The following is a 20654-nucleotide window of genomic DNA, read 5'->3' on the forward strand; positions in this document are numbered from 1 at the left end:
GCTGCGGCGATGACTCGTCAGCCGCTACGGCTGCTCGCCAAAACCGAGGAACGCTTGCCTAGTCGGAACTCGGCAAGCGCCGGATCGTGAACTCGATGACGTCGCCCGGCCGCTCGAACCAGCTCTCGATCGTCGTCCAGTAGGCCTGTTTTGGCCAGCGCTCGAACCATTCCTGGGCCTTCTTGCGCGCGTCGTTTCGCGGCAATATGAAGGTCTCGCGCAAGAATCCATCGCGCCGCATGCCCCCGCGCTCGGCCCGGCTCTGGTCGAGCTTCTTTTTCAGACCATCGAGCGGCGGTCTCGTCGGGGTACGCACGATGAACTCCTTGACCCAGATCATAGACAGATTAGGGATCGCGCCAGAAAAGACGAGTCATTTGTGCGGCACGGCCTCTTTCCGATGGTCGGGCAGTACCAGAACAGCGGAGACCGCCATGCAACGCCCCGAGATTCCGGCAGGGCTGCCGGCCGACATCGAAGACAAGAAGGCGGCGGCCCGCGCCTGGTTCGAGGAGCTTCGCGACCGCATCTGCGCGGGCTTCGAGCAACTCGAGGATGAACTGACCGGCCCCCTGGCCTCATGGTCGCCCGGCCGCTTCGAAAGAACGCCCTGGCAGCGCGACGAAGGTGAAGGTGGCGGCGGCGTGATGTCGATGATGCGTGGACGCGTCTTCGAGAAGGTCGGTGTCCACACCTCGACGGTTCACGGCGAGTTCTCGCCGGACTTCCGCAAGCAGATACCCGGCGCGGAAGAGGACCCGCGCTTTTGGGCGAGCGGGATTTCGCTGATCGCGCACCCCTGGAACCCTAATGTCCCTGCCGTGCATATGAACACGCGCATGGTCGTCACCTCGCGCCAGTGGTTCGGAGGCGGCGCGGACCTGACGCCGGTTCTGAACCACCGCCGCACGCAGGACGATCCGGATACGCTCGCCTTTCATCAGGCGATGAAATTTGCCTGTGATCGCAACGCCGCCGTCGCCGACTATGCGGCATACAAGACCTGGTGCGACGACTATTTCTATCTTCCCCATCGCAACGAGCCCCGCGGCATCGGCGGCATCTTCTACGACTGGCTGCACTCTCCGGAGGAGAAAGGCGGCTGGGAAGCTGATTTCCGTTTCACCCGAGAGGTCGGGCGCTCGTTCCTGGTCGTTTACCAGCATCTGGTGCGCCGCAATTTCGGCCTCAACTGGACCGATGGCGATCGCGACGAGCAGCTTATTCGCCGTGGCCGCTATGTCGAATTCAACCTGCTCTACGACCGCGGCACGATTTTCGGACTGAAGACCGGCGGCAATGTCGATTCGATCCTGTCAAGCATGCCGCCCGAGGTGAAGTGGCCTTGAAACGCTGAGACTCGCGCTGCGGAGATCACAAACTGTTACCCTTCCGACAAAATCGGTGGGGCACGACGGAAAAGCACTGTAAACTGAAGGTCGAGGCTGAGATTTAAAGCCCCAGACGCTCTCCGGCGCTTTGCACCGGCAAGAGCCTCTCTCGCTAAAATCTTGGTTAACTTTTAGCTGACAGTGTCCTTTCATGCTGGTGAAATTCCTGTTTGGCGCCATGTCTGCCCTTGTCCTTCTCGCTTCGGCGGGCGTGGCTGACGCACGCGACCTCTCCGACTGCGAGCGCAACGGCTCGCAGGCGCAAGCGACGAAGACTGGACAGCCGCGAACCGCCGTTTCTTCGACTGAGGCTTGCCGGGAAGCATCCGCCGCTCAGACGAAATCCATGCCCGCGAAAGCGTCGGTCGACGTGGGCTCGCGAAACGGCGGCGTTCTCGCGCCGCCCGCCATCTCGGGGTCCCTGCTCCGCGCCAAGGACTTCGTGGTGCTGGTCAAGCGACCGCAGAACGCCACCGCCGAAACCATAGTGCTCCTGCATGGTTCCGGCGGGGACGAAACTACGCTCATGTCGCTTGCCTCCCGCGCCGCCCCGCGCTCGGTGTTGATGGGCGTGCGCGGCCGCATCACGCAGGACGGCAGGAAGCGCTGGTATCGGCGTCTGACGCCGACGAAATTCGATCAGCGCGACATCCGCGCTGAAGCCGCCGCCTTCGCCGATTTCATCGAGGATGCCGTCGAATCCCGCGCGCTTGACCTCTCACACACCACTTTCATCGGCTATTCGAACGGTGCGAACCTGCTGGCGGCCATGACGCTTCTGCATCCGGGCCTGATCGAGCGCGCCGTGTTGCTACGGCCGATGTCGGTGCTCGACAAGATCCCTGCCGTCGACCTTTCGAATGTGCGCCTCTTGATGGTCGCGGGCCTCGCTGACACCACTTACGCGCCCTTCGCCCCCGCCCTTGAGACGATGCTTGAAGAGCATGGTGCAAACCTCGATGCCCGTTTCATCAAGGCCGATCATGGGCTCGGTGGCGAGGATGTGAAGATCGTCAGCGAATGGCTCGACCGTTCGAATGCGGTTTCACTAAATTAGGCCGGTTGGCCTCCCCGCGCGTTTTTCATGCTATCATCCTTATCCCGGCATTGGAGGAAAGGAGATACAGATGAAGGAATTTCACTGCGGATCGCTGGTCCCCGGCTGTGAATGGCATACGCGCCACGAAGAGGAAGCCGAAATCATGCGCCGCGTGGTCGAGCACATGCGCGAAACCCACGGCGAAACCATTATCCGGGAAACGATGGTGGAAGCTATTCGCTCCCGCATCGAAAAGGTCCGCGACGCGGCCTGACGCTATCGCCCCTTCAGGTGTTCGGCGGCGCGTTCAAGCAGCGCGCCGCGGTCAAGCGCAAATCCCGAATCCAGCCACGCCGTTTCAAGCGATTGCAGAAGATCGCCGACACGCCGGCCCTCCGGTACGCCCAACGCCGCGATATCGGTTCCATTGATCGGGAATTGCGGCCGCTCCCATTTGTCGGCGAATGCAAGCAGACGCGAAAATCCGCCCGCCTCGATCAACGCCTTATCGTCCTCGACCGCACGACCCCGCGCCGAGGCCAACGCCAGACGCAGGCGATCGGCAAAGCCCCTCACATCGCCGCGATAAAGCTGCCTGGCAAGCATCCCCTCCGTCACATCGGGATCCGGGACGGGCGTGGCCGCCCAGCGTCTTAGCCGGTCGGCCTCGGCCTTCGAAAATTTGAGCCGCGCGGCCATGGCGGCGATGCGCTCTCCATCGGGCGGGATGATCGCCTCCAGCCGAAGCAGGGGATCGGGAACCCAGCCGAGATCGTGCTCGGTCTTCACCAGCGCGTGGATGGCGTCGATGCCCCATTTCTCGCTTTCCGGCAAAACCCGCGACAGCACCCCGGCCTGCCGCATCCACAGGAGCGCGCGTGACGGATCGGGCGCGGCGAGAAGTTTTTTCAGCTCCGACCAGACGCGCTCCGCCGAAAGCTGATCGAGCCCCTCCTTCAGCCGCGCGCAGGCCTTCAGCCCGTCCGCATCGGGCCGCCCCGAGCCATACCAGGCAAAGAAACGGAAGAACCGCAGGATGCGCAGATAGTCTTCCCGGATGCGCTCTTCCGCATTGCCGATGAAGCGCAAGGTGCGGCTTTCGAGATCGGCAATTCCGCCGACCAGATCGACGACGGTTCCATCGGCCTCGGCATAGAGCGCATTGATGGTGAAATCACGCCGCTCGGCATCGTGCTTCCAGTCGCGGCCGAACCGCACCTTGGCGCGCCGCCCATCGGTTTCCACATCCGCGCGCAGCGTCGTCACCTCGAACGGCGTGCCGCCGGCGACCACGGTGATGGTGCCATGTTCCACACCGGTCGGGATGGTCATGAAGCCTGCGGCTCTGGCGCGGCGCGTCGTCTCGTCGGGCACTGTGGTGGTGGCGATGTCGATGTCGGAAACGGGCTTGCCAAGCAAGGCGTTGCGGACCGCGCCGCCGGCGACCCGCGCCTCCTCGCCGTCGCCGCTCAGCACGGCAAGCAGGCGCTGCAGGCCCGCATGGGCGAGCCAGTCCGCCCTGCCAGCGATCGACACGGTGTCGCTCATGCATAAAGCCTTTCATAGAGCGTCCGGATGATGCCGGCGGTAACGCCCCAGATGCGCTGTCCGCCATAAGGCATGTCGTAATAGACCCAGGTCCGGTCGTCCCAAAGCCGGCTGCCCTGGTGATGGTTGGCCGGATCCATCAGGAAGCGCAGCGGCACTTCGAAGGCGACATCCACCTCATGCGCGTTGAGGTTGAGCTGAAAGCCCGGCCGCACGATGCCCAGCACCGGCGCAATGCGGTAGCCGCTGCCCGAAACATAGTCCGGCATCCGGCCGATCACCTCTATATGATCGCCGTCCAGGCCGATCTCCTCGGCGGTTTCACGAAGTGCCGCGAACTCGGGTGTCGGATCCTCGGGATCGATGCGCCCGCCTGGAAATGCCACTTGGCCGGAGTGGTTGCGCAGCTTCTCGGCGCGCTTGGTCAAAAGCACGGATGCTTCCTCGCCATGGTCGATTATCGGCACGAGCACGGCCGCATCTCGCAAACTGTCGCGGCGGATCAGATCGCCAAAGCCCGGATTGAACCGATGATCGCCATAGTCGTCGTCCGCCTCGGCTTCGCGTTCCCGCAACGCGCGCATGCGAAAGCTCCGGGCGGAAAAAGGCGGGGCGTCAGGAATATCCATCTTTTCGGTCACTCGGCCGCCAGTTGCCTCAATCGCTCGGCTGGCATGATGGGGTAGACCTCGCCGTGCGAGCGCACCGCAAACATCAATTCGCCGCCGACTTCGATCTCCTCGCCATGCTCGATCAGTTCGTACATCACCGGGCGCCCTACCAGCGCCTCGAGCCGGCCGCGCACCAGCACATAGGGCTTCAGCCCGCCGGTCCCGTCCTCGTCGACGAAGCGCAGCGGGTGCTCGGGTCCAGCTTCCACGACATCGCCGACATTGGTGCGGAAGGTGAGGACCTGCCGCTCGCCTTCGCCCGTCACATTCATCTCGACTGCCACGAACGGCGCGTCGATGACGCGGATACCGACCTTTTCCACCGGGGTGACCAGATAGGTCTTACCGTCTTCATCCTTTCGCAGAACCGTCGAGAAAAGCTGCACGAGCGGCATGCGGCCGATAGGCGTGCCAAGATAGAACCATGTCCCGTCCGGCCTGATTTCCATGTCGAGATCGCCGCAAAACTCCGGATTCCAGCGCTCGACCGGCGGCAGGCCCTTGCCGGCGCGGGTTGCCCGCGAGATCAGCGCCTGCAGCCCGGAAGTATCGCCGGCAGTTGCCAGGCTCTCTTCACGATGCTCGTGGTTGCTTGTCATGGTCACGAAATAGTCACTGTTGTTGCGCTTGTCAGCCTATGCGTGTGATTTAAGTTCATCTATCCGCACGAAAGACGTGCTAATCGCGGCACCGGACGCCGCCGGCCGGCGTTCCACAAACTGAGGATCGAAGCGGCATGAGCATAGTCGTCAAGGAAGCTGCAATCAGCGAAAAAGCGATGATCGCGCAGGCCGAAAGCGCGCTGGCCGACATTTCGCGGATTCGCGAAGGTGTCGGGCGCGTCATTTTCGGGCAGGAAGCCGTGGTCGAGCGCACGCTGGTGGCGCTGCTTGCCGGCGGCCACGCCCTGCTGGTCGGCGTGCCCGGACTTGCCAAGACCAAGCTGGTGGAAACGCTCGGCATCGTGCTTGGACTTGACGCGCGCCGCGTGCAGTTCACGCCGGACTTGATGCCTTCCGACATTCTCGGCTCCGAGGTCATGGAGCAGGACGAAGCCGGCAAGCGCTCGTTCCGCTTCATTCGCGGCCCGATCTTCGCGCAATTGCTGATGGCCGACGAGATCAATCGCGCCAGCCCGCGCACGCAGTCGGCCCTGCTCCAGTCGATGCAGGAATATCACGTCACCATTGCCGGCGCGCGTCACGATCTGCCGGCGCCCTTCCACGTGCTTGCCACCCAGAACCCGCTCGAACAGGAAGGCACCTATCCGCTGCCGGAAGCGCAGCTCGACCGCTTTCTGATGCAGATCGATATTCTTTACCCCGACATCGACGCCGAGCGCCGCATCCTGCTTGAGACGACCGGAGTGGAAGACGCGAGGGCCACCAATGTACTGACCTCCACGCGTTTGCAGGAAATCCAGCAGCTCATCCGCCGCATGCCGGTGCCGGAGAGCGTCGTCGAGGCGATTCTCGCGCTGGTGCGCTCCGCTCGCCCAGGCCAGTCGAACGCGGAAACGGACAAGCATGTTGCTTGGGGCCCGGGCCCGCGCGCCAGCCAGGCGCTGACGCTCTGCGCCCGCGCCCGCGCGCTCTACGACGGACGGCTGGCGCCCTCTATCGACGACGTCAAGGCGCTTGCCGAGCCGGTTCTGCAGCACCGCATGGCGCTGACCTTCGCCGCCCGCGCCGAAGGCATGAGCGTGCGCGATATCGTGGCGCGGCTGGTGAAAGGCATCTGATGGCGCGTATCGGCGAGGCGTCCGCACCTTCCGCCACCGGCGATGCGCTTGCCCGCGCAAGGCTGCGCGCCTCGCTCGTTCCGGACCTGCTGATCGAAGCGCGGCGAGTCGTCAACACCGTCATCGCCGGCTGGCACGGCCGGCGGCGGCGCGGCATCGGCGAGAACTTCTGGCAGTTCCGGCCCTATGTCGAAGGCGAGGCTGTGTCCCGCATAGATTGGCGGCGCTCGGCCCGCGACGACCACACCTATGTGCGCGACCGCGAATGGGAAGCCGCGCACACCGTCTGGCTTTGGGCGGATCCTTCGGCTTCGATGCTCTATAAATCCACGACCGCAAGCGTATCCAAGGAAGCGCGCGCGCTCGTGCTCATCCTGGCACTTGCCGAACTCCTGTCGCGCAGCGGCGAGCGCATCGCCTGGCCCGGTCTTACCGACCCGTTCACCGCCAGAAATGGCGCCGAGCGCATCGCCGGCCATCTGTCGCATGCTTCGACACTTCCGATGAAACCCGATCTTTCCGGCATTCGCCGTTTTTCCGATATCATCATCGCCAGCGACTTCCTCGATCCGGTCGAGGAAACCCGCGAATGGCTCGACGTGCTGGCTCGACACGGCGTGCGCGCGCATCTGATCGAGGTCGCCGATCCGGCGGAAGAGACATTCCCCTACACCGGACGCACCGAATTCACCGATCCCGAAAGCGGCGAAAAACTGACCGCCGGCCGCGCCGAGATGCTTGGCGAGGAATATCGCCGCTACTATCTCGCCCGCCGTCAGGAGCTGGCCGCCTGGTGCAAGCGCCTTGGCTGGAGCTTTGCCGTCAACCACACCGATCGCCTCGCCTCCGAGGCGCTGGTGCGCATCCACATGGCGTTGACCGCCGATGGCGGCGGCTACGCCGCCGGGGTTCGCGCATGAGCTGGCTTCCGCTCTCCTTCGGCTTTCCAGCCATTCTATGGGGGCTTCTGGCGCTGCCGGTGATCTGGTGGCTGCTGAGGCTGACCCCGCCCAGGCCCCAGGCCGAGGTGTTTCCGCCCCTGAGAATCCTGGCCCGCGTTCTCAAGACCGAAGAGACGCCGCATCAAAGCCCCTGGTGGCTGACGCTGCTAAGGCTGTTGATGGCGGCCCTCATCGTCACGGCGCTGGCCGAGCCGACATTCAATCCCGCAGAAAAGTTGTCGACTCCCGGCAGTGCTCTTGCCGTGGTGATGGACAATGGCTGGGCGAGCGCGCCGGATTGGGATCGCCGCGTGGCGACCGCAGAGCGATTGATCGCCGATGCCGGATCGAGCGGAGCGCCAGTGCTGCTCGCCTTCACCGCCGAGAAGCCCAACGCCGAGATCGGGCCATTCGACGCCGCGGCGGCGCGAGACAAGTTGCGCGCCACCAAGCCGCGCCCGGTTCCGACCGATCGCCCGGCAGTCTACGCCCGGGTCGCTGCGGCACTTGAGACGCTGCCTGGCGCAAGCGTTGCCATCCTCGCCGATGGGCTTGCGGCCGAGGGTGACAAGGCCGCATTCGACACGCTGCTCGCCACAAACCCCGCAAGCCTCGTCTGGGCTGTGCCCGAGCGCCTCGCAACCGTGGGGCTGGCTTCGGCGGAAAACCAGATCGAAGGCTTTGCGCTGACCGCAATCCGACCGCCGGGCGATGCCGCGCCTCGCCAGATCACCGCCGGCGCATTCGACGACAAGGGCCGCCGCATTGCCGATGCCATACTGAATTTCGGGCCGGGCGAAACGGCGGCGACCGGCCAGATGCAGGTGCCATTCGAACTGCGCAACGACTTCGCCGCCGTGTCGATCGACGGTGAAAACCATGCCGGCGCGGTGCGCGTGCTCGACGAGAGCGCCAAGCGCCGGCGGGTCGGACTGCTTTCGCAGGCCGAAGCCGATCAGGCGCAGCCTCTGCTGTCACCGCTCTATTACATCCGCCGCGCGCTCGAGCCCTTCGCCGATCTGGTCGAGCCTCAGAGCGCCGATCTGGCCGATGCGATCCCGCAGCTTCTCGAGCGCAAGCCGGCGATGATCATCATGGCCGATGTCGGCACCATTCCGGAAGCTGCGCGCCGCAAGCTGATCGAATGGGTCGAGAACGGCGGCACACTGGTTCGCTTCGCCGGCTCGCGGCTCGCGGCTGCCGGCAATGACGAGGAGCTTTTGCCGGTTCGCCTGCGCACCGGTGAGCGCTCGCTGGGCGGCGCCCTCTCCTGGACCGAACCGCAACCTGTGGCCGAGTTTCCCGCCACCGGACCGTTCGCCGATCTCGCGCCGCCGACCGAGGTTACGGTCAGCCGCCAGATCCTGGCCGAACCATCCGCCGATATTGTCGAGCGCACCTGGGCCAATCTCGCTGACGGCACGCCGCTCGTCACCGGCGCCAAGCGTGAAAAAGGAACCATTGCGCTGTTCCACATCACGCCTGAGGCGACGTGGTCGAACCTGCCGATTTCCGGCAGTTTCGTCGAAATGCTGCGCCGCCTGGTGCAGCTCTCGCGAAATCAGGGAACGGCGGCAGCAAACGCTGAGGGCCAACCGACCGCGCTCGCACCCTATCGCATGATCGCGGCCAACGGCGCGCTGGTGCCGCCAACACCTGACGCACGGCCGCTTTCCGCAGGGCGTGGACCGGCGCCTGTCACCATCGAAAATCCGCCCGGTCTTTATGGCACCGAAGAGGGAGTTGTCGCCCACAATCTGCTGCCAACGGATGCAACACTTGCTCCGCTGGCGCGCCCCGAAATATCCGCGCCCGTAACGCAGATGAGCTACGCTTTCGACGAATCGCGCGACCTCAAGGGACCGCTGGTGGCCGCGGCCCTGCTTTTCATGATTCTCGACACGCTCGCGGTGTTCTGGATGGGCGGCATCATGGCACGCCGCCGGCGCGCGGCGGCTCGCGGCACGGCTTCGACGGCTGTGGTCCTGCTCGCCGCCTGCGCCCTGCTCGCCGTTTCTTCCCATGCCGAAGCGCAGGACGCCAAACCAGGCGACGCCGAAGCGATCGAGGCGGTCGCCACCACGCGGCTCGCCTATGTGGTGACCGGCGACGCCTCGCTCGACGCAATCAGCCGCGCCGGGCTCGACGGCCTTTCCCGTTACCTCATCGAAAAGACCGCGCTGGAGCCCGGCGAGCCGGCCGGTGTCGATATCGCCGAGGACGAGCTTTCCTTCTACCCGATCATCTACTGGCCGATCGATCCGGCTGCGGCCATGCCCGATGAAGAGGCGATCGCCCGCATCGACGCCTATATGCAGCAGGGCGGCACGGTGCTGTTCGACACACGCGACCGCTACGCCGCCGGTATCGATGAAGGCTCCGCCAGCCCGGCCACGCAGCGGCTGCGCGACATATTGGGCAATCTCAACGTGCCGCCGCTGGAGCCGGTGCCTTCGGATCATGTGCTGACCAAGGCTTTTTTCATCCTTCCCGAATTTCCCGGCCGCTACAGCGGCAGTCCGCTATGGGTGGAGGCCTCGCTCGACGCCACCAACAGCGAACAGCGCCCAGTGCGCACCGGCGACGGCGTTTCGCCGATCATGATCACCGCCAATGATTTCGCCGGCGCCTGGGCGATCGACGCTAGCGGCGAGCCGATGCTGCCGACAATTCCGTCCGATCCCATGCAGCGCATCTACGCCTACCGCGCCGGCGTCAACATCGTCATGTATATGCTGACCGGCAATTACAAATCCGATCAGGTCCATGTTCCGGTCCTGCTCGAGCGGCTGGGGCAGTGACATGAACTGGTCGCTCGCCCTCGAACCGCTGCTGTCATGGGAGGTGCTTGCCGCCATACTGGTGCCGCTGGCCCTACTGGCCGTGCTCGGCGTCTGGTTTCGCCAGCGCGGTGCGATCTTCCGGCTGGCCGCCGTCGCAGCCCTCGCCGCAGCCCTTCTGAACCCGGTGCTGCTGGACGAAAACCGCGAGCCGCTGCAAAGCGTGGTGGCGCTGATCGTCGACCGCAGCCAGAGCCAGGACATCGGCGAGCGCACCGCAGAGACCGATCAGGCCGTGGCTGGCCTCCAAAAGCAACTCGCAGCGCTGAAGCAATTCGAGGTGCGCGTGGTCGAGACGGGCAAGGCCGACGCTGCCGACGAGCGCACCCAGACCCGGCTTTTCGGCGCTCTCGACGGCGCCTTCCGCGACGTGCCGCCTTCGCGCATCGGCGGCGCGATCATGGTGACCGACGGCCAGGTGCATGACGTGCCGGCCGGCGGATCGAATTTCCATGCGCCGCTGCATGCGCTGATCACCGGCGAAGAAGGCGAGCGCGACCGCCGCATCCGCTTCGAGAAAGCGCCGCGCTTCGGCATCGTCGGCAAGCCGCTCGACCTCACCTACCGCGTCATCGCCACCGGCGGCGAAAGCGGTGCGGTCGATGTGCGCGTTTCCATCAATGGCGAACAGGTTTCGGTGCAGCGGGCGACGATCGGGCGGGAAATGCCGCTGCAGATCACCGTTCCGAGCGCCGGCCGCAACATCGTCGAGCTCGCGATCGACCGCGCCGAGGGCGAACTGACCGACACCAACAACCGCGCCATCGCACTGATCGATGGCATTCGCGAAAACCTGCGCGTGCTTCTGGTCTCGGGCGAACCGCATGCCGGCGAGCGCACCTGGCGCAATCTGCTGAAGTCCGACGCCTCGGTCGATCTGGTGCATTTCACCATCCTGCGGCCGCCCGAAAAGCAGGACGGCACGCCGATCAACGAATTGTCGCTGATCGCCTTTCCGACGCGCGAGCTTTTCGTCGAGAAGATCAATGATTTCGACCTGATCATCTTCGACCGCTACCAGCACCGCGACGTGCTGCCGATCCTCTATTATGACTACATCGCCGAATATGTGGAAAAGGGCGGCGCGCTTTTGATCGCCGCTGGGCCCGAATATGCCGGCGGCCAGTCGATCGCGCATACGCCGCTAATGTCGGCGCTGCCGGCCATGCCGAGCGGCGAGGTGCTGGACGAGGCCTTCTACCCAAGGCTGACCGACACCGGCAAACGCCACCCGGTGACGCGCGGGCTGGAAGGCTCGACCAGCGAGCCGCCGAAATGGAGCCGCTGGTTCCGGCTGATCGGCATCGACCGGCCCGAGGGCGAGGTGGTGATGAAGGGACCGCAGGAGCGGCCGCTGCTTTTGCTTGACCGCAAGGGCGAAGGCCGCGTCGGCATGTTCCTTTCCGACCAGGGCTGGCTGTGGGCGCGCGGCTTCGAGGGCGGCGGCCCGCATGTCTCGCTCTACCGACGCATCGCGCACTGGCTGATGAAGGAGCCGGAGCTAGAGGAGGAGCGGCTGACCGCCGCCGGGCGCGGCATGGTGCTGGAGGTGCGCCGCCAGACGATGAGCGACGACCCCGGCCCCGCCCGGATCATCACGCCTTCCGGCAAGGCGATGACCGTGCCGCTCGCCAGCACCGAGCCCGGCATTTTTTCCGGCAGCGTCGAGACCAACGAGATCGGCCTCTACCAGGTCGCCAATGGCGACCTGACGGCGCTTGCCCATATCGGCCCGATCAACGCGCCGGAATTCGCCGATGTCGTCTCGACCGAGGAGGTGGTGCGGCCGGCCGCCGAGCAGAGCGGCGGCAGCGTGCGCCGGCTTTCCACCGGCCTGCCGGCCGTGGTTCCGGTGCACACGACCGGAGACGCCTCGGGCCGCGACTGGATCGGCCTTCGCACCACCAATGACAGCGTGCTGAAATCGGTGAGCCGGGTGCCGATGTTCGGCGGCTTCTTCGGGCTCGGCCTGCTTTTGCTGGCGCTCGGCGCCATGTGGTACAGGGAAGGCCGCTGACCGAGATTTTTCGAAGCGCAACCAGCGAGGAGGAGACCGCCATGACTGAGAAAGCCCAGGCCGCCCCGAAATCCGACCGCGAACTGGTGCTGAGCCGACTGATCGACGCGCCGCGCGAAAAGCTCTACCGCGCCTGGACCGAGCCGGAGCTTTTGAAGCAGTGGTTCGCGCCCCTGCCCTGGACGACGCCTTCCGCCGAGCTCGACGTGCGCCCCGGCGGCGCCAATCTGGTGGTGATGCGCGGCCCCGACGGCACCGACTACCCGAACCCCGGCGTCTATCTGGAGGTGGTGAAGAACGAGAAGCTGGTGATCACCGACGCCTATGTCAAAGCCTGGGAGCCTGCCGAAAAACCGTTCATGACTTTGATCCTGACCTTCGAGGATGAGGACGGCAAGACCCGCTACACGGCGCGCGCACTGCACTGGACGGTGGAGGACCGCGAGGCGCACGAGAAAATGGGCTTCCATGAGGGCTGGGGGCAATGCGCCGACCAGCTTGCCGCGCTGGTCGCCCGGATCTGACGGCACTTTTTCAGCCAAAACTCCCCCAAGATTGCCCCTCACCCTCACCCGCAGGCAGGGAGAGGGGTCTCGGGCGGCGCTTACCTCCCCCTCGATGGGGGAGGTCGCCGCGAAGCGGCGGGTGGGGGTGATGATTGCCATGGTCGTATGCCCCCCACCCCGCGCCTGCGGCGCGACCCTCCCCACGTTGGGGGAGGGTAAAACGCGCGTCATCATCGCCACGCCCGGTCCTACCGTCTGGCCATTGTCAAAGAGCCGGGAAGCGGGGCGCTTGGGCCGTGCCTTCCTGATTTTAATACGTGGCGCGACCTTCGCGCCCCGCCGGTGTCTGTCCCAAAGGTCGGCCGGTCACAGCGCCCCGATCCCGTCGCTCTGACGGGGAGTACGCCGCGGCTTCTCCGCATGCCTCGGGCGGCATTTGCGCCCAGCCGAAGCACGCCGGCCTGTCTCGGGCCCCTACATGCCCGCACGTACCACGGCGCGGGGGAGGGTCACCGCCGCCCTCCCTGATCCCGGTTCTAGACCCGGTTCCCGCAAGGGCAGTGCGGAGAGGATAGGCGCGATGCAGCAGGGCGTGGATAGATTTATGGAATTATGCATTTTTTTGGATTGCAATACGCCAGCACGAGAACTTTGGCTCTGGACACAACAATTTTCCGCTTGCATTTCGTTGCACGAAATAAGTAACCCACGCGAAAGGTTCACGCGGTACGCTGCCTGTGAAGGCAGGGGCAACGAAGTGTCGATTAAACCATTTCTAAAATGGGCTGGGGGGAAGCGTTGGCTGGCAGATAGGGGGGATTTTCAAATCCCGCCATACGAGGGACGGTATATTGAACCTTTTCTCGGCGGAGGGGCTATTTACTTTTCTATTAAACCGTCCAAATCAATAATCTCGGATTTTAATCATAAGCTTATTGAGCTCTATTTGGCAATTAGAGATGAACCTGTTTCAATATCAAAACTGCTTTTTGGGCATCATAAGGCTCACTCCAAGGATTACTACTACGGAGTTCGCGCAAAGAAATTTGAGTCAACCGCCGAGCGAGCAGCGCAGTTTTTGTACCTCAACAGAGCGTGTTGGAATGGCCTCTACCGCGAAAACCTAAAAGGCGAATTCAACGTTCCCATTGGAACTAAATCTATCATCTCGTTTGACGACGATGACTTCGAAGCGGTTTCGGCCGCGCTGGCTGGGGCCGAGATCAGATGTTGCGACTTCGAGGAAACAATCAACGAGGCCAGAACTGGTGATTTTCTTTTTGTTGATCCCCCATACACGACGGCACATAACTTTAATGGTTTCGTGAAATACAATCAAAAGATCTTCAGTTGGGAAGACCAAGTTCGACTCCGCCATTGCGTATTAAGCGCAGTGTCCAGGGGGGCAAAAGTGATTGTGACCAATGCTGATCATCCATCAATTTCCGAACTCTACCGCAACGTCGGCGGCCACAGTAGAGTCACCCGACCTTCGGTCATTTCGGGCAAGGCCTCAGGTCGGAAAGTTACATCTGAACTTATAATACGTTTCAATATGTGAGGTCGCATGAGCCTGATGTCGAGAATAAAAGCTTGGATCTCACGCGGCCAAACACATTTCATAAGTATATTTTCGGTATGGCTTAGAGTTGCAAGAAATAGTTGTTATAGATCAGCTCGTGAGTTTGTTTACCTTATCGCATTTTCATTTATGCCGGTATGGTTATGAGCCATTTTCCATTTTCTTTCTGGCGAGAGTGTACTTAACTATCTTAACGGGTACCTCTTCAACGGAGAAGCTTTACTATTGTCTGCGACCACCGTTGGCCCATTGATGTTTACGCTGGTAAACTCCGAAGGAGGAGCAGTAAATAGGGTCAAAGGCTTCCCTCTGAAGTGGCTCTACTACTTGCTCGTTGTCGGCGTTTGCGTCGTTGCCGCCGCAATGATCGGGTTCAAGTCCGCGCCTAACGTCAAGATTGTCACGTCGCCAACCGCGATGTGGTCACTCTCCCTAGTTGTATCGCTCTGCTCGGTTGCAGTCTGGTTTGCTATCGTTACGACAAACTCCGTAAGAGAGTCCGGTGCAGCCAACGTTATGCGTCAAGATGAGCAAGACTTTCTATATGACTACGGAGTGCGTTGATGCAAACAACGTTGCCGCTCGCTGATCAAGATAAAATTGAGCGCCGTTTTAAGGCGCTGAAAGTACGACAGCCAATCGGGGATATATACATAGCATCTGTTGACTACAGACCAATACAAGAAATTACATTTTTTGATGTAAGAAGAAGACTCCAAGAACAGAGAGATGTTGAGCAATATCTTGGTATACAAAGACCTCTAAATGATCGGAGGGTAACCGAGTTACAAAAGTATGTGAACTACATTGATGCCACATTCCCCGGGACAATTATCGTGTCCGTAGAAAATGACTATGGCGCTTATGACGAGGCGACCGGGGAGATAGTTGTGTCGAACACAAGATGGGGAGAAGATAAGCCCACGCAAATGTTGCGTCAAATAGCGCGCGTTATCGATGGCCAGCATCGAATTGCAGGACTAGAAGGTTTCGTCCCAACCGCCGAAAGACAGAATTTTGATGTAATGGTGGCGTTTTTCGTGGGAAGTGACATATCCGATCAGGCTTACGTTTTCGCGACGGTCAATTTGGAGCAGACAAAGGTCAACAAGTCGCTCGCCTATGATCTGTTTTCATTGGCGAAATCCAGAAGTCCTTTTAAGACGTGCCACAACATTGCGGTCGCGCTTGATCAGCTACCTACCAGCCCATTCTACCAGAAAATCAAACGGCTAGGAACATCGGGCGATGAACGCGGTGAGGAGACACTAACGCAAGCCACCTTCGTAAACGGCCTTATTGTGTATCTATCTAGGGATCCGAAGCTCGATAGAGATCTGATAATACGAAATCATCCTCTGCCCCAACCTTCGGCCGACGATTTAAGGAAATTGGTGTTCCGAGGATTGTTTGTGAAGGGAGACGATGTTCTGATTGGAAAAGTCTACGAGGAATACTTTCAGGCTGTCAAGGAGCGGTGGCCGGAGGCTTGGGCGTATTCCGGAACCGGCATCATGCTGTGGAGAACAAACGGATATCGAGCTCTTTCTTCAATATTCGGGCGAGTTTATAAATCTGTTGCCAAACCTGGTCAAGCAGTTACTAGGATGGACTTCTCGCCAATGTTCAACCGAGTCAAACTTAATTGGCAAGATTTCAACACTGATCGCTTTAAACCAGGCTCTTCAGGTGAGGGAGAACTACGCCGTCTGCTCGTGACTGAAATGACATTGTTCGACTAAACCAAAGCTATCCAGTCTTCTTTTTCAAGCCTCCCGAGTTGTTGACCTCTCCCTATTCTTACTTGGTCGAACTAACCTTGGTTCCCCTCACCTTCTCAACACCGCTGACAACACATCCCTGATCCCGATCGCTCCCACGAAACGGGAGCTATCGTCGAACAGCGCCACCGGCGCGGTTTGGCTGCGGTGCATGGCGAGCATGACGGTTTTCAGCGTCGTGCCGGCCTTGGCCCAGAACACGCGCGGTGCGTCCGGCGGCAGCGTCTCGACCTCATCGCAGGACACCCATATGGCCGGCTGGCCGTTGCGTTCGGCCGCCGTCACCAGCCCGTCGCTGTCGAGGCGGAAACGCGTGGTGCGACGCCGGTCGAGCCAGACCCAGCCGGGCTCGTCCGACGGTTCGAGGTCGCGCCGGTCGCGCATGACATTCCAGGCCGTCAGCACCGAGAGCGGGTTCACATTGGCGATGAAGTCGCGCACATAGTCGTTGGCGGGCTTGAGCACGATGTCTTCCGGCGCGCCGGTCTGCACGATGTGCCCGCCCTCCATGATGGTGATGGTGTTGCCGATCTTCAGCGCTTCCTCAAGGTCGTGGCTGACGAAGATGATGGTCTTCTTCAGCCGCTCCTGAAGCTGCAGCAGCTCGTCCTGCAGCTTGGTGCGGATCAGCGGGTCGAGCGCCGAGAACGGCTCGTCCATGAGCAGGATGGGCGCCGCAGTGGCAAAGGCGCGCGCCAGCCCGACGCGCTGCTGCATGCCGCCGGAAAGCTCATGCGCGTATTTCTTGGCCCACTGGTCGAGCCCGACCAGCTTGAGCTGGGTGGCGACGCGCTCCTTGCGCTCGGCCTCCTTCACGCCGGAAAGCTCCAGCCCGAAGCCGACATTCTCCTCCACCGTGCGCCAGGACAAGAGGCCGAACTGCTGGAACACCATGGCCACGCATTCGCGGCGGATCTTGCGCAGCTCGCCCTCGCCGCAGGAGACGACATCGGCCTTCCAACCCTTGTCGTGCACGATGACCTCGCCGCGGGCGACTTCGTTCAGCCCGTTGACGGCGCGCAGCAGCGTCGACTTGCCGGAGCCCGACAGGCCCATCAGCACCGAAATCTCGCCTTCCCTGACGGTGAGGTTACAGCCGGCGCAGCCGAGCACGGCGCCGGTCTTTTCCAGGATCTCGGCGCGCGAGGCGCCCTGGTCGACCATCGCCAGCGCCTCCGCGCGCGCCTTGCCGAAGATGATGTCGACATTCTTGAAATCGACGGCGACGTTCATTTGGCGCCTCCCGTGCCGATGCGGCTCATGCGGTCGAGCATGATGGCGACGATGACGATCGCCAGGCCCGCCTCGAGCCCGAGCGGGATGTTGACGGAGTTCAGCGCCCGCACCACCGGCTTGCCGAGGCCGTTGGCGCCGATGAGGGCGGCGATGACCACCATCGACAGGCAGAGCATGATGCATTGGGTGAGCCCGGCCATTATGGTGGGGAGCGCTGCCGGCAGTTCGACCTTCCAGAGAAGTTGTCTTTTGGTGGCGCCGAAGGCCTCGCCGGCCTCCAGCATCGGTTTCGGCACCGAGGTGATGCCGAGATAGGTGAGCCGGATCGGCGCCGGGCAGGCGAAGATGACGGTGACGATGAGACCGGGCGCAATGCCGAGCCCGAACAGGATCAGCACCGGGATCAGATAGACGAAGGTCGGCATCGTCTGCATCAGGTCGAGGATAGGCTGCAGGAAGCGGTAGCCGCGCTCGCTATGGGCGGCCCAGATGCCGATCGGCACGCCGATGGCCATGGAGGCGGCGGTGGCCGCCACCACCAGCACCAGCGTCTCCACCGTTTCCTTCCACAGACCCTGGTTGACGATGAAGAGCAGGCCGAGCGCCACCGCGAGGGCGAGCTTCCACGACTTCTGCAGATACCAGGCAAGGGCGGCAATCAGCGCCACCGAGACGATCGGCGGCAGCCACAGCATGGCGTCGACCAGGCTGTCGAGCACGGTGGTGAGGCCGCCGGCGATGGAATCGAAGAACCATTCGAAATTGACGGTGAGGAAATCGAAAAACTGCTTGCCCCACCGTCCAAGCGGGATCTTGAAGCTGGCGACGAAGGCCGAAATGGGATCCACTAAAACCCCTCCATTCTGCGGGATCGCAACGGCGGCCACCCGTCAGGATGACCGGCGTTATTCTGGTGACTCATGATCTTATCCGAAAACCGGTGTCGACTTTTCGGGATCATGGTCTGGAGTGCGGCTTGGCGCTCAGAGGCCGAGCGCCGACTTTACCGCCGCATTGGCATCGCCGCCATCGAAGGTGGTGACGCCCTCAAGCCAGGGCGTGACGGTGTCGGGATTGGCCTTGAGCCAGGCGGTGGCGGCGGCCTTGGGCTCGGTGCCGTCGTTGAGGATCGAGCCCATGATCTCGTTTTCCATCTTCAGCGAGAACACCATGTTCTTGAGCAGCGCGCCGACATTGGGGCACTCGGTGGTGTAACCGGCCCGCACATTGGTGGCGACGGTGGCGCCGCCGAAATTCGGCCCGAACACCTCGTCGCCGCCGGTCAGGTACTTCATGTCGATATTGGCGTTCATCGGATGCGGCTCCCAGCCGAGGAACACGACGTCCTGCTTGGAGTTCGCCGCCTTGCTGACGGCGGCCAGCATGCCCGCCTCGGAGCTTTCGACCAGCTCGAAGCCCTTGAGGCCGAACTTGTCCTGCTCGATCATGTCGAGGATCAGGCGGTTGCCGTCATTGCCGGCCTCGATTCCGTAGATCTTGTTGTCGAGCTTGTCCTTGAACTTGGCGATGTCGGCGAAGTCCTTCACGCCGGCATCATAGGTGTAGGTCGGCACGGCGAGCGTGTATTTGGCGCCTTCAAGATTGGTGACGACGGTCTCGACCGACTTGTCCTCCAGATAGGGCTTGATGTCGGCTTCCATGGTCGGCATCCAGTTGCCGAGGAAGACGTCGATATCCTTGCTCTTCAGCGAGGCATAGGTGACCGGCACCGACAGCACCTGCACGTCGGGCGTGTAGCCAAGGGCTTCGAGGATCACCGAGGCGGTCGCGGTCGTGGCGGTGATGTCGGTCCAGCCGACGTCGGAGAAACGCACCGTCTTGCAGCTGTCGGGCTCGGCCGCGAAGGCCGATCCGGCAGACAGAATTGCCGCCATGGCAAGTGAAATGGCGAATGGTTTCATACGCGACATAGGATTCTCCCGTTGTGAATCTTTTCCGACGCGGCGATGTGTTTTGCCCCCGCGCGGGCTCCTCAGCCAAACATCATTTTGTTGTAGTTTCAAGCGGTAAGGCTCCGCCGCACGCGTCGCCGGCTTTCCTGAAGACGACACTTTCCGATGCAGCTCCGCCATGCGGCAACACGCCCGGAGCCTAGCCGCAAGCCGCCGGCGGTTCAATCGGGGCCCGCGTCTTTCAATCGATATGAGCCGCCCCTATATTGGCAACCCGACCTCACGCGCAAACCGGAGAACCCCCATGGCGACGTTGCAGAATTTCGATGCCGAGATTGCCAGGACGAAAGAGGTCGCCGAGGACATGCGCGCCAAAATCGAGCAGTCGGGCGCCATGCTGGAAAAGTTCGCCCAAACCGACCAGAAGATCGGCGCAAGCGACTTCGATATCGAGAACGCCCGCATCGAGGACGTGCTGAAGCAGCAGAAGATCATGGAAGGCAACATCGCCGACCTGATCATCGGGCTGGAAGACGCCACCAACGTCTTCGGCGCCGAATTCGAGAGCATGAAGAATTTCACCGCCTGGGAAAACTTCATCGGCCTGTTTTCGGCCCACAGAAAGCAGCGCATGCGCACCGACCGTGTGCGCAACATGTCGCTTGCCGGCAATCTCCAGGAACTGCTGGTCAAGTCCGATACGATCGTCGGCATCCTCAAGGCCCAGAAGCAGGTGCTGGATGCGCGCTACAAGACCTCCGAGACCAGCCTGGCCCAGGTGATCGAGCGCCGCAAGGCAACGATGAGCAACCTGGAGGCGATACAGAAGCGCATCGAGGAACTGAACCCGCTGCTGCTCGACGTGGAAAACCGCATCGCTGCCTCGACCACCCAGAAGGAGCGCACCGAGCTTGAGGGCGAGCGCTCCAAGCTTGCCACCGAATACAACGAGAAACAGGCCAAGGAGCAGGAACTGCTGGCCGAGAGCCAGACGCTGGAACGCTACACTTCGATGTTTCAGACCTTCGTCGATTCGCTCAACAACCAGATCGCGGCGCAGAACACGCTGATCAACAAGCTGACCATCGATACCGAGCAGCGCATAGTGCTCTACAAGGCGCTGGAGGACAGTTTGAAGACGGCCGCCCAGCAGGAAGTGGCGCACCGCATCAATACGCTGGGCAGCCAGGTCGACAACACCGCCGAGGAAACCATGGCCGGCATCGGTGCGGCGGCGCAGAAGCACATCGGCGACCTGCTCGAAATGCACGAGAAGAACATGGTGGCGACCGCCGACATCCAGCGCCGCAAGAAGCTTGCCGACGACGCCTTCGCCCGCCGCTTCGAGGAAGTGATGAAGAAGCACGACGCCTCGGCCTATGTGCGGGCGTGAGTGTACTTCCGCGATGGAACTGACCGCCCCTCATCCGCCTGCCGGCACCTTCTCC

18 protein-coding genes are annotated in these 20654 nt (G+C 62.2%); 11 read left to right on the forward strand and 7 right to left on the reverse strand.

The window, feature by feature from the left end; genetic code table 11:
• Nucleotides 1–58: 58 nt before the first annotated feature.
• On the reverse strand, nucleotides 59–316 hold the full coding sequence (locus ACLKMW_RS21295; protein WP_415726536.1) for a hypothetical protein: 258 nt from the start codon (nucleotides 314–316) through the stop codon (nucleotides 59–61).
• A 118-nt stretch (nucleotides 317–434) separates the two neighbouring features.
• Here ACLKMW_RS21295 and hemF point away from each other — a divergent pair, with 118 nt between their 5' ends.
• From hemF to ACLKMW_RS21310, 3 genes are all read left to right on the forward strand, one after another.
• Nucleotides 435–1349: an oxygen-dependent coproporphyrinogen oxidase gene (gene hemF / locus ACLKMW_RS21300; RefSeq protein ID WP_415726537.1), complete on the forward strand. Its 915-nt coding sequence runs from the start codon at nucleotides 435–437 to the stop codon at nucleotides 1347–1349.
• Between the two features lie 193 nt (nucleotides 1350–1542).
• Complete coding sequence (locus ACLKMW_RS21305) at nucleotides 1543–2448, forward strand: alpha/beta hydrolase (RefSeq protein WP_415726538.1); 906 nt, start codon at nucleotides 1543–1545, stop codon at nucleotides 2446–2448.
• Between the two features lie 70 nt (nucleotides 2449–2518).
• Nucleotides 2519–2704, forward strand: a complete 186-nt coding sequence (locus ACLKMW_RS21310; RefSeq protein WP_415726539.1) for a DUF1059 domain-containing protein — start codon at nucleotides 2519–2521, stop codon at nucleotides 2702–2704.
• Between the two features lie 2 nt (nucleotides 2705–2706).
• Here the strand turns inward: ACLKMW_RS21310 and ACLKMW_RS21315 are convergent, their stop codons facing one another.
• Genes ACLKMW_RS21315 through ACLKMW_RS21325 form a run of 3 tightly spaced genes read right to left on the reverse strand, consistent with a single transcriptional unit; the run spans nucleotide 2707 to nucleotide 5248 of the window.
• Nucleotides 2707–3978, reverse strand: a complete 1272-nt coding sequence (locus ACLKMW_RS21315; RefSeq protein WP_415726540.1) for a CCA tRNA nucleotidyltransferase — start codon at nucleotides 3976–3978, stop codon at nucleotides 2707–2709.
• Nucleotides 3975–4562: a CoA pyrophosphatase gene (locus tag ACLKMW_RS21320; RefSeq protein ID WP_415726541.1), complete on the reverse strand. Its 588-nt coding sequence runs from the start codon at nucleotides 4560–4562 to the stop codon at nucleotides 3975–3977. Before ACLKMW_RS21320 ends, ACLKMW_RS21315 begins: the two co-directional genes overlap by 4 nt.
• A 53-nt stretch (nucleotides 4563–4615) precedes the next feature.
• Nucleotides 4616–5248, reverse strand: a complete 633-nt coding sequence (locus ACLKMW_RS21325; RefSeq protein ID WP_415726561.1) for a DUF1285 domain-containing protein — start codon at nucleotides 5246–5248, stop codon at nucleotides 4616–4618.
• A 137-nt stretch (nucleotides 5249–5385) separates the two neighbouring features.
• Here ACLKMW_RS21325 and ACLKMW_RS21330 point away from each other — a divergent pair, with 137 nt between their 5' ends.
• The 7 genes from ACLKMW_RS21330 (at nucleotide 5386) to ACLKMW_RS21360 (ending at nucleotide 16018) form a co-directional block, all read left to right on the forward strand.
• A complete protein-coding gene (locus tag ACLKMW_RS21330) occupies nucleotides 5386–6390 on the forward strand; it encodes an AAA family ATPase (protein ID WP_415726542.1) in 1005 nt (334 codons plus the stop codon).
• Nucleotides 6390–7310: a DUF58 domain-containing protein gene (locus ACLKMW_RS21335; RefSeq protein ID WP_415726543.1), complete on the forward strand. Its 921-nt coding sequence runs from the start codon at nucleotides 6390–6392 to the stop codon at nucleotides 7308–7310. The genes ACLKMW_RS21330 and ACLKMW_RS21335 overlap by 1 nt, the downstream gene beginning before the upstream one ends.
• On the forward strand, nucleotides 7307–10132 hold the full coding sequence (locus tag ACLKMW_RS21340) for a DUF4159 domain-containing protein (protein ID WP_415726544.1): 2826 nt from the start codon (nucleotides 7307–7309) through the stop codon (nucleotides 10130–10132). The genes ACLKMW_RS21335 and ACLKMW_RS21340 overlap by 4 nt, the downstream gene beginning before the upstream one ends.
• 1 nt (nucleotide 10133) lies before the next feature.
• Nucleotides 10134–12188, forward strand: coding sequence for a hypothetical protein (locus ACLKMW_RS21345; RefSeq protein ID WP_415726546.1), 2055 nt, complete (start codon nucleotides 10134–10136; stop codon nucleotides 12186–12188).
• A gap of 41 nt (nucleotides 12189–12229) precedes the next feature.
• On the forward strand, nucleotides 12230–12712 hold the full coding sequence (locus ACLKMW_RS21350; protein WP_415726547.1) for an SRPBCC family protein: 483 nt from the start codon (nucleotides 12230–12232) through the stop codon (nucleotides 12710–12712).
• A 562-nt stretch (nucleotides 12713–13274) separates the two neighbouring features.
• On the forward strand, nucleotides 13275–14255 hold the full coding sequence (locus ACLKMW_RS21355; RefSeq protein ID WP_415726548.1) for a DNA adenine methylase: 981 nt from the start codon (nucleotides 13275–13277) through the stop codon (nucleotides 14253–14255).
• A 584-nt stretch (nucleotides 14256–14839) separates the two neighbouring features.
• Nucleotides 14840–16018 (forward strand): DGQHR domain-containing protein, encoded by a 1179-nt coding sequence (locus tag ACLKMW_RS21360; RefSeq protein ID WP_415726549.1) that lies wholly within the window; start codon nucleotides 14840–14842, stop codon nucleotides 16016–16018.
• 87 nt (nucleotides 16019–16105) lie between these two features.
• Here ACLKMW_RS21360 and choV read toward each other — a convergent pair whose 3' ends face one another.
• The 3 genes from choV to ACLKMW_RS21375 all read right to left on the reverse strand — a co-directional run bounded on the left by choV (nucleotide 16106) and on the right by ACLKMW_RS21375 (nucleotide 19224).
• Nucleotides 16106–17290: a choline ABC transporter ATP-binding protein gene (gene choV / locus ACLKMW_RS21365; RefSeq protein ID WP_415726550.1), complete on the reverse strand. Its 1185-nt coding sequence runs from the start codon at nucleotides 17288–17290 to the stop codon at nucleotides 16106–16108.
• Nucleotides 17287–18141: a choline ABC transporter permease subunit gene (gene choW, locus ACLKMW_RS21370; protein WP_415726551.1), complete on the reverse strand. Its 855-nt coding sequence runs from the start codon at nucleotides 18139–18141 to the stop codon at nucleotides 17287–17289. Before choW ends, choV begins: the two co-directional genes overlap by 4 nt.
• A 135-nt stretch (nucleotides 18142–18276) precedes the next feature.
• A complete protein-coding gene (locus tag ACLKMW_RS21375; protein ID WP_415726552.1) occupies nucleotides 18277–19224 on the reverse strand; it encodes a choline ABC transporter substrate-binding protein in 948 nt (315 codons plus the stop codon).
• A 286-nt stretch (nucleotides 19225–19510) separates the two neighbouring features.
• Here ACLKMW_RS21375 and ACLKMW_RS21380 point away from each other — a divergent pair, with 286 nt between their 5' ends.
• Nucleotides 19511–20599 carry a hypothetical protein gene (locus tag ACLKMW_RS21380; protein ID WP_415726553.1) on the forward strand — a complete coding sequence of 363 codons (1089 nt, stop codon included), beginning with the start codon at nucleotides 19511–19513 and terminating at the stop codon, nucleotides 20597–20599.
• Nucleotides 20600–20654 lie beyond the last annotated feature (55 nt).

This window comes from Borborobacter xinjiangensis (assembly GCF_047739745.1).
Lineage (GTDB): Bacteria > Pseudomonadota > Alphaproteobacteria > Rhizobiales > Rhizobiaceae > Pseudaminobacter.

Coding starts and splice junctions, on each gene's coding strand:
- ACLKMW_RS21360 (WP_415726549.1), top strand. CDS start 14,840: ATGCAAACAACGTTGCCGCTCGCTGATCAAGATAAAATTGAGCGCCGT.
- ACLKMW_RS21305 (WP_415726538.1), top strand. CDS start 1,543: ATGCTGGTGAAATTCCTGTTTGGCGCCATGTCTGCCCTTGTCCTTCTC.
- ACLKMW_RS21375 (WP_415726552.1), bottom strand. CDS start 19,224: ATGTCGCGTATGAAACCATTCGCCATTTCACTTGCCATGGCGGCAATT.
- ACLKMW_RS21325 (WP_415726561.1), bottom strand. CDS start 5,248: ATGACAAGCAACCACGAGCATCGTGAAGAGAGCCTGGCAACTGCCGGC.
- hemF (WP_415726537.1), top strand. CDS start 435: ATGCAACGCCCCGAGATTCCGGCAGGGCTGCCGGCCGACATCGAAGAC.
- ACLKMW_RS21380 (WP_415726553.1), top strand. CDS start 19,511: ATGGCGACGTTGCAGAATTTCGATGCCGAGATTGCCAGGACGAAAGAG.
- ACLKMW_RS21315 (WP_415726540.1), bottom strand. CDS start 3,978: ATGAGCGACACCGTGTCGATCGCTGGCAGGGCGGACTGGCTCGCCCAT.
- ACLKMW_RS21320 (WP_415726541.1), bottom strand. CDS start 4,562: ATGCGCGCGTTGCGGGAACGCGAAGCCGAGGCGGACGACGACTATGGC.
- ACLKMW_RS21345 (WP_415726546.1), top strand. CDS start 10,134: ATGAACTGGTCGCTCGCCCTCGAACCGCTGCTGTCATGGGAGGTGCTT.
- ACLKMW_RS21335 (WP_415726543.1), top strand. CDS start 6,390: ATGGCGCGTATCGGCGAGGCGTCCGCACCTTCCGCCACCGGCGATGCG.
- ACLKMW_RS21350 (WP_415726547.1), top strand. CDS start 12,230: ATGACTGAGAAAGCCCAGGCCGCCCCGAAATCCGACCGCGAACTGGTG.
- ACLKMW_RS21330 (WP_415726542.1), top strand. CDS start 5,386: ATGAGCATAGTCGTCAAGGAAGCTGCAATCAGCGAAAAAGCGATGATC.
- ACLKMW_RS21340 (WP_415726544.1), top strand. CDS start 7,307: ATGAGCTGGCTTCCGCTCTCCTTCGGCTTTCCAGCCATTCTATGGGGG.
- choV (WP_415726550.1), bottom strand. CDS start 17,290: ATGAACGTCGCCGTCGATTTCAAGAATGTCGACATCATCTTCGGCAAG.
- ACLKMW_RS21310 (WP_415726539.1), top strand. CDS start 2,519: ATGAAGGAATTTCACTGCGGATCGCTGGTCCCCGGCTGTGAATGGCAT.
- ACLKMW_RS21355 (WP_415726548.1), top strand. CDS start 13,275: ATGCAGCAGGGCGTGGATAGATTTATGGAATTATGCATTTTTTTGGAT.